This window comes from Bacilli bacterium (genome assembly GCA_036381315.1).
Lineage (GTDB): Bacteria > Bacillota > Bacilli > Paenibacillales > KCTC-25726 > DASVDB01.
On sequence record DASVDB010000076.1, the window covers coordinates 1 to 12,288 of the forward strand.

Annotated in this window: 8 protein-coding genes and 2 pseudogenes; 6 read left to right on the top strand and 4 right to left on the bottom strand. The window is 53.1% G+C overall.

Annotation, left to right across the window (positions count from 1 at the left end; genetic code table 11):
* Nucleotides 1-3,532: S-layer homology domain-containing protein (locus tag VF260_05890; GenBank protein HEX7056714.1), on the top strand; the 3,532-nt coding region annotated here is incomplete at its 5' end.
* Between the two features lie 49 nt (nucleotides 3,533-3,581).
* Here VF260_05890 and VF260_05895 read toward each other — a convergent pair.
* Together VF260_05895 and VF260_05900 are read right to left on the bottom strand one after the other, a co-directional pair.
* Nucleotides 3,582-4,580 (bottom strand): type II TA system antitoxin MqsA family protein, encoded by a 999-nt coding sequence (locus tag VF260_05895; protein HEX7056715.1) that lies wholly within the window; start codon nucleotides 4,578-4,580, stop codon nucleotides 3,582-3,584.
* A 32-nt stretch (nucleotides 4,581-4,612) separates the two neighbouring features.
* Nucleotides 4,613-5,023 (bottom strand): hypothetical protein, encoded by a 411-nt coding sequence (locus VF260_05900; protein HEX7056716.1) that lies wholly within the window; start codon nucleotides 5,021-5,023, stop codon nucleotides 4,613-4,615.
* Between the two features lie 349 nt (nucleotides 5,024-5,372).
* Between VF260_05900 and VF260_05905 the strand changes: the two genes are divergently transcribed.
* On the top strand, nucleotides 5,373-7,973 hold the full coding sequence (locus VF260_05905; protein HEX7056717.1) for a family 78 glycoside hydrolase catalytic domain: 2,601 nt from the start codon (nucleotides 5,373-5,375) through the stop codon (nucleotides 7,971-7,973).
* Nucleotides 7,974-8,023: 50 nt separating this feature from the next.
* Entirely contained in the window at nucleotides 8,024-8,806 is a 783-nt protein-coding gene (locus VF260_05910) for an alpha/beta hydrolase (GenBank protein HEX7056718.1), read from the top strand.
* 51 nt (nucleotides 8,807-8,857) lie between these two features.
* Here the strand turns inward: VF260_05910 and VF260_05915 are convergent, their stop codons facing one another.
* The gene (locus VF260_05915) at nucleotides 8,858-9,550 is read right to left on the bottom strand and encodes an aldo/keto reductase (GenBank protein ID HEX7056719.1); all 693 of its coding nucleotides are present in this window, start codon (nucleotides 9,548-9,550) and stop codon (nucleotides 8,858-8,860) included.
* Here VF260_05915 and VF260_05920 point away from each other — a divergent pair.
* A pseudogene (locus VF260_05920) lies at nucleotides 9,540-9,923 on the top strand (aminotransferase class I/II-fold pyridoxal phosphate-dependent enzyme). The gene VF260_05915 and the pseudogene VF260_05920 sit on opposite strands and share 11 nt — an antisense overlap.
* Nucleotides 9,924-10,070: 147 nt before the next feature.
* Here VF260_05920 and VF260_05925 read toward each other — a convergent pair.
* Nucleotides 10,071-10,973, bottom strand: coding sequence for a DUF6597 domain-containing transcriptional factor (locus VF260_05925; protein ID HEX7056720.1), 903 nt, complete (start codon nucleotides 10,971-10,973; stop codon nucleotides 10,071-10,073).
* A 182-nt stretch (nucleotides 10,974-11,155) separates the two neighbouring features.
* Here VF260_05925 and VF260_05930 point away from each other — a divergent pair.
* Together VF260_05930 and VF260_05935 are read left to right on the top strand one after the other, a co-directional pair.
* A pseudogene (locus tag VF260_05930) lies at nucleotides 11,156-11,608 on the top strand (RNA polymerase subunit sigma-24).
* A 44-nt stretch (nucleotides 11,609-11,652) separates the two neighbouring features.
* Nucleotides 11,653-12,288 (top strand): alpha/beta hydrolase (locus VF260_05935; GenBank protein HEX7056721.1); only part of this gene is annotated, 636 nt, incomplete at its 3' end.

The window sequence follows — 12,288 nt, forward strand, 5'->3', positions numbered from 1 at the left end:
TACCAATATGTTATATAGAGCGGATTATGCAGTAGGTTCGAACCAACTGCAAATTCCGCGCGACGGGTTGACGTACGGGGAGAATACGCTGAAAATCTCCGTTTTGTCGACAGGCGGAAATTACAAAGTTTATACGCTGAAAGTGAATTTGCTGCGCTCTGCGGACAAATCGTTGCAGACGCTCAAGGTGCTTGACAAAACGGGCGCAACGGAATTGTTCGGAGGGGCGTTTACGCCCGGCACGCTCGACTACAGCCCGGTTGTCGACGCCGCAAAAGACAATGTGCTGATCCGGGCGATCCCGAACCAGGCGGATGCGATGCTGAAAATAAACGGCAAGGTGTGGGACAGCGGCAAAGATTACCCCATTTATTTGTTGCCCGGCATGAACGATGTTGCGATTGAAGTGACCGCGCAGGACGGGATGGCAAGGCAAACCTACACGTTGCATATTCGTCGGAAAGATGCGGCGGCGCCGGTGCTGGCGTTGCCCGCCGATATGCGGGTCGAAGCGGAGACGAGCAGCGGGACAGCTGTTACCTATACGGTTAAGGCCCAGGATGCGACGGACGGTATGCGCACGGTGATCTGTTCCAAAGCGTCCGGTTCGGTTTTTGCGCTCGGCACGACAGTCGTGGCCTGTACGGCAACGGATCTGGACGGCAATCAGGCGGCGGGCAGCTTTCAGGTGACCGTGACCGATACTACGCCGCCTCTGCTTGTAGGGATCGCGGATAAAAACGCCGAAGCGGTTTCCGCGGCGGGCGCTCCGGTTGCCTTTGCGGTAACGGCAACAGATGCGGCCGACGCTTCGCCGGATTTGACTTGTACGCGCTCCTCCGGCGCTATTTTCCCGCTGGGAGATTCAACCGTCACCTGCTTGGCCAAGGATGATTCCGGCAATGTCTCGTTTAAAAGCTTCAATGTCAACGTAATCGATTCAACCGCGCCCGTTTGGGCCGCCGGCAGCCGGATTGTGGCAACGGATATAACGGATCATTCGATGCGCGTCAGCTGGCCGGCCGCCTCCGATGCCGTCGGCGTCACCGGGTATCGGGTCTATGTGAACGGACAATTGGCGGAGACGGTAAGCGGGAAATTGGACTGCGACCTGAACCAGTTGGAACCGGATACGGATTATTCGATCAAAGTGGTCGCGTTCGATGCCGCAGACCTTTCAAGCGTGGAATTAATCGAGACGTTCCATACCGCGGCTGCGAACATCGAAACGTACGAGATCGCGAAGCTTACCGCGCAGATTTTCGCGGAATTGACTGAAGGCTACGAGGCGGGTTCGCAGGAATTGAAATCTATTACACTGACGAAAACAGGCACAGCTGATTTGGTGAATTTGGCTGTAACGGCAAGCGGCGCCAATGCCGACAGTTTTATCGTTTCGCAACCGCCGGCAACGGCCTTGACTGATGCGGCTCCGGCAGCAACTTTCACAATCAAGGCGAGGGATGGGTTGCCGGCAGGCACATACACGGCGACGGTGACCGTTTCCGCGGATCAAATGGAAGACGTCAGCTTCGTCATAACGCAAGTGGTCCGGCCGCGCCTTGCCCCGGCGGCGCCGACCGGGCTTGCCGCTGTGGCAGGAGACGGGCACGCGACTTTAACTTGGGACGCAGTTGCGGGAGCAATCTCCTACCGCATCTACCAAAGCACAACGCCCGCCGACTATGGGGATGCCATTGCGACGGTGACCGAAGCGGTTTACGGCTATGATGCGGTGGGACTTGTCAACGGTACCACATACTATTTTGTCGTGACCGCGGTCAATGATGGCGGCGAAAGCGCGCATTCCAAAGAAGCAAAGGCGACGCCTTCAACCGTCCCCGCCGCGCCAACGCAAGTGACGGCTGTGGCTGGCGACGGCAGCGCCGTGATCAGCTTCATCGCTCCCGCTGATAACGGCGGCAGCGCAATCACAGGGTATGAGGTTGTGTCCGTACCCGGCCAACTGACAGCAACGGGGAGCGGGACGACGATTACCGTGACCGGGTTATCGAATGGCACGACCTACGTATTTACCGTCCGCGCCATTAACGCAAACGGCCGAGGAGCGGAATCGTTGCCTTCCAACGCCGTAAAGCCGGTCTCCCAGGTCGATGACAATCAGCCGCCTGCGGATGATGAGGACTCGCCCGCAGATGATGGGCAGTCTGCGGATGATGAGGATTCGTCCGCAGATGACGAACAGCCCGCAGACGGCGGGCAAACAGCTGACGACGGGCAGCATGAAAACGACTCATTGCCGGTTGGCAACCAGCCGCCTGCCGGGAACGAGCAGGATCAGGACAATGGGCAAACGAATAATCTCGGCGTATCGAAGACAACCGAGCGGAATGGGCGGACAGAAACGATCATTTCGGTCGATCCGCATAAACTGGCAGAACTGCTTGAATCGGCGAATTACAACGGAAAAGTGACGATTTCGACCGATCGCGATTCCGACGTTGTCAAAAGTGAATTGTCCGGGCAAATGATTGAAAGCATGGAGGAGAAACAAGCCGTGCTGGAAATCAAAACAAATTCGGCAATTTACAAATTGCCGGCAAATCAATTGCAGCTTGCCGATCTCGCCGCGCAATTCGGTGACACCGCATTGCACGATTTGAAGGTGCAAATTGAAATCGCCAAGCCGCCCGCAAAATCCGTTAAAGTTGTCGAGGACGCCGCGAAAAGCGGGAATTATACGATTGTCGTACCGCCGCTTGATTTTAATATTACGTGTACGAATGGCGAGAAAACGGTCGCCATTTCAACTTTTACCGCTTTTGTGGAAAGGGCGATCGCCATTCCCGACGGGGTCGATCCCGACAAAATTACAACCGGTGTAGTCGTCGAACCGGATGGCACAACAAGGCCGGTTCCAACCCGCATCGAGCTGATTGACGGCAAGTATTATGCGGTTATGAGCAGCTTGACAAACAGCACTTACGCACTTGTCTGGCATCCGGCGGCATTCAAAGATGTGGTCGGTCATTGGGCGGAGAAACCGATTCTCGATATGGGATCGCGCATGATCGTAAACGGGCTCGGCAACGGCTTGTTCGCGCCGGACCGGCAGATTACGCGTGCGGAGTTCGCCGCCATGATCGTCAGAGCGCTAGGACTGAAACCGATTGACAGCGCAAGTCCGTTCGCCGATGTGAGCGCATCCGCTTGGTACGCGGACGACATCGCCACGGCTCATGCATACGGAATCGTCTCCGGTTATAGCGCGGAGCAATTCGGGCCAAACGACAGTTTGACCCGTGAGCAGGCAATGGTGATGATTGCCAAGGCCATGCGCATGACCGGACTCGCGAACCGGTTTTCCACCGGTCATGCAAGCGATATCGTCGCGAAATTCGGCGATGCCGCGCATGTGGCCGAGTATGCCAAAGCCGATGTTGCCTTGTGTGTGGAAAGCGGCATTGTGAGCGGCAAAGCCGGTGCTCTATTGGCGCCGAAAGATGCTATCACGCGGGCGGAGGTCGCCGTCATTTTCCAAAAGCTGCTGCAAAAATCGAAACTTATCTAATCGCTCCTGAAAAAAATGGTTTCGGGGAACCGATTGGTAAAATTCCGGATTATATTTGTGAAAACAGGTTCCGCGTATAGTCCTTAACGTTAGCGGGCGTAAGCATCCGGTACTTTTCTTTAACTGACGTGAAATACTCGCCGATAGCCTGTTTTGGAATGATTCTGTTGGACGAAGCGTCTGCCGGCAGCCCCGCGCGTGCGGAAACCCAAGGTGTTTCTGTATGAGTAAAGGATTCAAGGATTTTTCCGCTATAGCAGCAGATGTGTCTGATGATGCTGTCCAGAAGCAATTTTTCCTCGCTTGACAAGAGCGAAACGTCAAATTCTTCCACGCTGTCAATGGGGTCAAAGCAGTAGTTTCTGTAGCGCCTGTAAATATCTCGGTATACAGGGCCATGCGCCCAGGCTTCACAATCTTCAGCAAATAAGAAGGTGCGGTAAAACGCAAAGGAAAATCCCTGGGCGTAGTACAAAGCTTTTTGCAAAGCAAGCGGAGTAATGTCTCGGCATTGTGACAAAAGATAGTCTACAACAAGGTCGATTTTTGACCGTTGTAAAGAGGCGGAACCATTTAAAAGTTCTTCTGTCGCAGCTTTGCTCTTTTTGTAAGCCGTATTGCTTTTCAAATTATCTTTGCTTTTTTCAAGCAAGGAAAGGTAATAGGCAGGATCGGTGTAAATCTGCTTCAGTATTTCGGAATATTGCTTTGTGGGTACGTCGCCGTCGTAATAGCGGCTGAAGGTCTGTTCCCCCCAGCCCAGCAAAAGCGATAATGGCCTTTTCCCAATATGATATTTCTCGGGAATGGCCCTGATGTCTTTGAGCGGGATAATATCGTTCCTCCGCCGATACTCGTCATACAACGCCTGTAGGTTCGCGTCATCAAGTTCGGCAACATAGACTTCTTCGCCACATTTTTCGCAATAGGCAGCGTGGGAAGTAAACTCATATACTTCGCCTTTCAGTTTGGCTGATTCCGTTTTTTCTTTTATCAAATACTTTACTTCCTGTCTGCATTTGGAACAGAAGGCAATCTGGTTGCTCATGGTGATTCCTCCTTATTGAGAATTCCGATGTTTTACCTGAACAGGTAATCAATCGGCTTGTTACGTTCATGGAACGAAATAACTACGACCCGGTTACCTTTTTCCATGTTGATGATGTTGAATTTGGTATAGATAATTACCGGCTTTTCCTCATTATCGAGATTGAATAGCTTGACCTGCGGACAAAATACATACAGCGTTTCATACTCATATCCTGTATTAGTGTTTTGCAGCGAATGGCAAAAATCTTCAGTTTCAATTTGAAGAAGGATATGTCGCTGCTTTTCGGAAGTCAGGTTATATTCACGGATTAAATCAAGATTTTCTTGTCGATTTTCATTTTTTGCAATCGTATATTTGCCACAGCGAACGCAATCTTGAATTTTTTGCAGGATCGCCGCAACTTCTTCCTTAGTGTAATTTTGATTATAGTGTTGACTCATGGGATCCCCCCTCGACAACACTATGATACTATATTATACGTCTTTGGACAAGAAAAATGCACCAATTGGTGCAACTTTACTTTTTGATGCTGATTTCGACTCCCAAAAGTTGTAAATGGGCTTCTGAGATCAAATCCGCTGGTGCCATTTGGCGAAACTCCGGCCGTTCTTTCGGATTCGGAGTTTTTTGTGTTTCTGCGGTGTCGAAATCAGAAAAGGCAGAATAACAAAATAAAACAAAAATAAACCAACAATTTCAAACCGTTATGTGTTAATATTTTACTGAATTGTTGTGGATCATCATTGCCATCGACAAGCAGGAGGTATTGGAGCGCTGGAACAATTTTGGGTGGAAAGGCTACGAATTGAGAACAAATCAAATCCGCTCGGCGTTGATGTGCCAAGGCCCGCATTCAGTTGGCAACTGCGGGCTGCCGCAAACAATGTGCTGCAGGAAGCATATCGGCTGCAGATCGCGCGCGACGAGCGGTTCGCGAGCCTTATCTGGGATACCGGAAAAATGGTTTCCGACCAGTCGGTGCATGTGGTGTACAACGGGCCGGAGCTGGCATCGCGCACCCGCTACTTTGTCCGCGTCAGGGTCTGGGATACGCATGGCGTCGCAACCGAATGGAGTAAAACCGCTTATTGGGAGACTGCTTTTTTTTCCGCAAGCGAATGGACGGCGGAATGGATTACGCCGCAAGCGGCGGCGATTGATCCCGACGCCGCCCCGTGCCATTTGTTGCGAAAAACGTTTGTAGTCGGACGAAAGGTCAAATCCGCGCGGATTTACGCCACGTGTCTCGGGCTCTTCGAGTTGCACCTGAACGGCAGGCGGGTCGGTGATCTGCAGCTTACTCCGGGATGGACCAGCTATCGTCATCGGCTGCAATACCAAACCTATGATGTAACCGATCAACTGTTCGAGGGCGACAACGCGCTCGGGATTGTGGTGGGCAACGGCTGGTACAAAGGCATGCTCACCTGGCATAACAAGGTTAATCTATTCGGCGACAGGCGCGCCGCCCTTCTGCAATTGCACATTATCTATGAAGACGGGGGCGAAGAGGTCGTCGCCACCGATGCGACCTGGAAAGCGGCTACCGGGCCGATTCTGATGTCCGAAATCTATCATGGGGAGACCTATGACGCCCGTCTGGAAAAAGAGGGCTGGACCGAGGCCGGCTACCGTGAGGAGGGTTGGTGTCCGGTCGAGGTGCTTAAGCGCCCGAAAGAGATTCTGGTTGCCCAGGAAAATCCTCCTTGCCGCATCATTCAAACCATTAAACCGATCGGCGTGATTCGCACGCCTTCCGGCGATACGGTGCTGGATATGGGCCAGAATATGGTCGGATGGGTCGAGTTCAGGGTCGAGGCCGCACCGGGAACCAGAATCGTGCTGCGGCATGCGGAAGTGCTCGACCGCGACGGGAATTTCTATACCGGCAATTTGCGCAGCGCCAAACAAACAATCGAGTATATTTGCAAAGGAGGCGGAGTGGAGCGATTTGCCCCCCATTTTACTTTTCAGGGTTTCCGATATGTGGCGGTGGAGGGGTTTCCTGGTGAAATAAATCCGGATGATTTCACGGGACAGGTGGTGTGCTCCGACATGGAGCAGACCGGAAGCTTTACCTGCTCCGAGGCTTTGATCAACCAGCTGCAGCGCAACATTGAATGGGGTCAGCGGGGAAATTTCGTCGACGTTCCGACCGATTGCCCGCAACGTGACGAACGGCTTGGTTGGACCGGGGATGCGCAGGTGTTCATCCGAACGGCGGCGTTTTTGACCGATGTGGCGAGTTTTTTTGCCAAATGGCTGCGCGATCTGAAGGCCGATCAGCTGCCGAACGGGGGCGTTCCCCATGTAATCCCGCATGTTTTGGACGAAAATTCGCATTCCTCTGCGGCATGGGGTGATGCCGCGGTCATTTGCCCGTGGACACTGTACTTGTGCTACGGCGACAAGCGGATTTTGGAGGAGCAATACGACAGCATGAAAGCATGGGTGAATTACATGCGCATGCAAGGCGATGATGAATTTCTTTTTAATACGGGGGCGCACTTCGGGGATTGGCTCGGGCTGGATGCCAAGGAGAACAGCTATATCGGAGCGACGCCGTTCGATTTGATCGCCACCGCTTTTTATGCGTATTCCACCCGTCTGGTTGCGAAGTCGGCCCGGATTCTGGGCAAAACCGGGGATGCCGAAAGCCTTGAGAAATTGTACGAAAATATTGTAGACAGTTTCAACAGGGAATTTGTGACGCCAAACGGCCGGCTTGCCGCACACACACAAACGGCCTGCGCGCTCGCGCTGATGTTCGATCTGGTCGAGGGCAAGGCTAAAGAAAGGACAGCCGCGGCGCTGGTGAAATTGGTCGAGGCGGCGGGCTATCATCTGACGACGGGCTTTGTCGGCACACCTTACCTTTGTCTCGCGCTGACCAAGGCGGGCTATCATGATGTGGCGGCCAAAATCGTGATGCAGCAGGATTATCCGTCGTGGCTGTATCCGATTACGAGGGGAGCGACGACGATCTGGGAGCATTGGGATGGCATCAAGGAGGACGGTTCCTTTTGGAGCGACGAGATGAACTCGTACAACCACTATGCCTACGGTTCGATCGGTGAATGGTTCTATCGCATCGTGGCGGGCATCGACACCGACGAAGATCGTCCCGTATACAAGCACATTCGCTTCCGCCCGCATCCGGTAGCGGGTTGGAGTTTTGCAAAGGCCGTGCTGCAAACCTTATACGGCGAAGTCAGGTCGGAATGGGCCGTAAATGAAGCGGACTCCGGGTTGCTTACGCTGAGCGTGGCCATCCCGGCAAATACGACCGCGACGATCGAGTTGCCGCCGGGGTTCATTTTTGCGGATACCGGCCGCGCCAGCTTTGAGTTGGGTTCCGGCGCCTATACTTTTACGCTGCGGCGGCTTTGACGAAAAACGCTCATTCATTCATGCTCTGGAAAATAGAAGGGAGAATCGACATGAAGCTTTGGCCCAACGGCGCTCCGCTGGCAATGGGAACCGAACCGTCCGATTGCCCGGAACTTACGCCTTATTTGATTGATACAAAAAAATCGCTTGCCGGTATGATCGTTTGCCCAGGCGGCGGATATTGGATGCGCGCGGATCACGAGGGCGAACCGATCGCCAGGTGGTTAAACCGTATCGGCATCCATGCATTTGTGCTTGATTACCGCGTTGCCCCTTATCGCCATCCCGCGCCGCTGATGGATGCCGCCAGGGCAATCCGCTATGTGCGGGCAAACGCGGAAAATTTTCACACCGATCCATATCGTATCGGCATTCTCGGCTTTTCGGCAGGGGGACATTTGGCTGCAACTGCAGGCACCGGCTTTGACCGGGGAAACCCGCTGGCGGACGACCCGATCGAACGGATGAGCTCTCGTCCCGACTTGATGGTGTTGTGCTATCCGGTTATCAGCTTCAGCGAATTTGGTCACACAGGCTCCATGAAAAATTTGTTGGGTGAGAATCCGTCGCGTGAAGTGCGGCGAAAGTTATCGGCTGAGCTGCAGGTTACGGCTGACACGCCGCCCGCGTTTTTGTGGCATACGGCGGATGATTCGGTTGTTTCGGCGGAGAACAGCATTTTGATGGCGCAAGCGCTAAGCAAGCACGGAATCCCGTTCGAGTTGCATATTTTTGCGAGCGGCCGTCACGGCTTGGGGCTGGCGGAAGCCGAACCGGAAACCAAACGGTGGCCTGAGCTGTGCGAATTGTGGCTGCGCAAACGGGGGTTTTGAGTCTCCATTCCTTTACTGTTGCTCGCTGCAGGAAATGGAGACATCAACCACTCAGCGAGTGGCTTCAACTTGTTCCAATAACATATAAATTTCTTCTTTCTGGCTATCTGTGAGCGGTCCAAACTCCATCGCTTTGGCAAGCTCCACCGCTTGCCCCGCATTTTTGATACCGGGGATCGGCACGGTAACCGGGCTGCGCGCCCATATCCAAGCCAGTGCGCCTTGGACGAGACTTCGTCCGCCGGAAGTCAGAATATCTCGGACAGCGTCCATCTTCCGAAGATAGTCAGATTGGGGCGTGCCATTTTCGTAATACCGCACCCATTCATGTCCTGCCGAGCGGACGTCGTCTTTGGCAAATTGAGCCCCTTTCCCATACTTTCCGCTTAATAATCCCATCGCCAGCGGCGCGACGCAGATCGCGGCGATATTCACATCTTCGCACAACTGAACCATTCCGGGCGTTTCATAAAGCACGTTCAAATTGAATTGATAGCCGGAACATGATGAATGATCGGCAAACCAACGCGCAGAATCCGGATGATCGGTACACCCGCCGTAGGATAAAATTTTGCCTTCGGATTTCAAGCCTTCCAAGGCATTGATTATCGATTGCAAATGATCCTTTGGAATAGCACCTCCTACGTGGAATACGTAATGGTCGAGATAATCGGTTTGAAGACGCCGCAAAGACGCTTCGCATGCTTGACGGATGTAGCTCTCCGAATCGCCCGAGCGGGTGATCTATGTAGGAACATTCAGCAAAACGTTATCTCCCGGTTTGCGGCTTGGATTTATGGTTGTGCCGAGGGAATTGGTCGAAGCGTTCAGGACGATGAAGGAAGACTTGAACTTGCGCAGCCCGACCATCGAACAAAGAGCGATGGCGATCATGATCCGCGCAGGCGATTACGAAAGACATATCTACAGGATGTCAAAGATATACCGGCGGAAACGCGCTGTTCTCGCGGAATCGTTGGAGGAATATTTTGGCGGGATGGTGGATGTGTTCGGTGATGAGGCTGGAATGCACCTGCTGGCCAAGTTCAACCCAAGAGCTAATATGGAAGGCAAGCGGAGCTTTGGAATATGGCGTACGGATTCAAAGTATCGATGACTATAGCTTACGCAAGAACAATCGCGCCAATGAACTCGTATTTGGATACGGACATCTGGGTTTGAGAGACATTCGCATAGGTGTTGCACGATTGGGTGAACTTATGCGAGGCAGGGAAGAACCTGAACATTCAGCTGGTGGCGAATGTTAATCGCCGTTGAAGTAGATAATCTCGCCAACCTCGTTTTGCAGCGCCGTATACTTGGACGGCGGGTACCCCATGAAACGTTTGAATTCCTTGCTGAAATGCGCCTGATCGTAATAGAAATCGTAAAACTGCCCGTCTTCCAAAAAGCCGCGTTTGTCGCGCAGCAGCGTCTGGAAACATGATTGGAAACGAACAATGGAAGCGAATGCTTTCGGACTAATTCCGAGCCGCTCCGAAAATTTGGCGCGCAGCCACCGATCAGTTTGTCCCATATCTTGCGAGAGCTCCGCGATTGAAATCCGACCGCGCGAATTCCAAATCGCGGAAACCCCGTATTCGAACTTCGCATCGTTCTCCGTCCGGGCGAGCATCTCGATCAAATATTCCTGAAGCAGCATTGCCTTTTGCACCGGATCGGACGCCATAAACATCCTTCCCTCCATGATGCGGATGGCCGAAGGAGTGATTAACTCGTCAAAAGGCACGAGCGTATTGCGCAATTCATGCTGCGGAACGGCGAGAATCCGATAGGCGGAAGCGGGATGGAATTCAACACAGATGCACCCGAATGCTTTTTCCCGGTCGAATTCGGCAATCGTGGGGCAGTCGGAAACGCCCAAGACGAACAGCTTATGTTCCGGAAGCAAAAACGCGTGATCACCAACCCGGCCTGTAAATTTCCCTTCATAATATAGCATTAACTTCGCGGAACCGTTGGGTACGATGATTTGCATCTCTTCTACGGAAAGCCCTCCGTTACTCGCAAACACCCAAAAATCCTTTATGCAATTTTTTAATTCGAAACGCAGCGGCAAACGTCTGACGGCAAGGTTGCCCATAGGATCGCACCTTCGATCATTCCATTGTGCGTTATTTTGACGAGAATATATCATAAAATACATTGTTTGAACAGTATGACGTTGCGGATTCTCTCCAATTCCGATTTATACAATACATTATGGTCCGGCCAATGTATCTTTCGAAATAATGCCGAATTTCAAAGTGATGGATCAAGAAAATGAACTTACGTATGGCATTCGGCAGGCAAGCTCGGTGTTTATCTGCTTATGATAACGGCTGTCGCGATCGCCTGCTCATCCGCCGTAGACTTGCCGCGCTTCGCCGCGCCGAACAAACGGGCGGCACATTGGGGTCGTACGCGCTGCAAGCGTCCATCGCCGCGTGTCATGCATTCGCGCGCTCCCCGGAAGAAACCGATTGGGCGAAAATCGCGGCACTGTACGACGTATTGGCCCGGGTTTCACCATCCCCAATTGTCGAACTGAATCGGGCGGTGGCGCTGTCCATGGTGTTCGGCCCGGCGCTTGGACTCGAAATTATCGAAGTGCTGAAGGAAGAACCGACATTAAGGAAGTATCATTTGCTGCCAAGCATACGCGGAGAATTTCTCATGAAATTAGGCCGTAATCGCGAAGCGTACGTGGAATTCCAGCACGCGGCGTCGCTTACCCGCAACAAGCGGAAATGCGAACTGTTCCTTGGGCGCGCATCCGAGTGCGCTGAACAAAGCGGTTGACAGGATGGAATGATCGTTGGAGGGGAGAAGGTTCAGTGAAATCGATGAAAAAAGTCATTTCAAAAGACGGCACGCCTATTGTCTATGACATGACAGGCAGCGGGCCGCCGGTCGTTATTGTGGGCGGAGCGCTAAGCTATCGGTCATTTCCCGGATTTATCAAGCTTGCCGGGCTGCTCGCGCAGCATTTCACGGTCATCAATTACGACAGGAGAGGAAGGGGTGACAGCGGCGATCATCCTTCATATAGCGTCGAACGTGAAGTAGAGGATTTGCATGCGGTGATCAATGATGTTGGAGGCAGCGCCTGCGTCTGGGGTATGTCGCCCGGCGGGGCGCTCGCACTCATGGTGGCGGCCGGAGGCGTTCCGATCCGAAAGCTGGCGGCATATGAACCGCCTTATATGGTGGGAGACGGAGCGCCCGTACCGCCGGCGGATCATAAAGAGCGGCTCTGCAGGTTGGTTGCGGAGGGACGCCGGGACGACGCCGTCAAGTTTTTTTTGCGGATTATGGGCACTCCGGGAATTGCCATCGCGATAATGCGCTGGATGCCGTTCTGGCCCAGAATGCGCGCAGTGGCAAATTCGCTGCCCTACGATGCCGCGGTGATGGGAAACTACGCATTGCCGACGGAGACGATTCGCGCTGTCAATGTTCCCACAATCGTGATCGCCGGA

What these genes read in the sequence shown, in the direction of transcription:
- VF260_05925 (HEX7056720.1), bottom strand. Translation starts at nt 10,973, where the DNA reads ATGTATTTTATGATATATTCTCGTCAAAATAACGCACAATGGAATGAT.
- VF260_05900 (HEX7056716.1), bottom strand. Translation starts at nt 5,023, where the DNA reads ATGAGTCAACACTATAATCAAAATTACACTAAGGAAGAAGTTGCGGCG.
- VF260_05910 (HEX7056718.1), top strand. Translation starts at nt 8,024, where the DNA reads ATGAAGCTTTGGCCCAACGGCGCTCCGCTGGCAATGGGAACCGAACCG.
- VF260_05895 (HEX7056715.1), bottom strand. Translation starts at nt 4,580, where the DNA reads ATGAGCAACCAGATTGCCTTCTGTTCCAAATGCAGACAGGAAGTAAAG.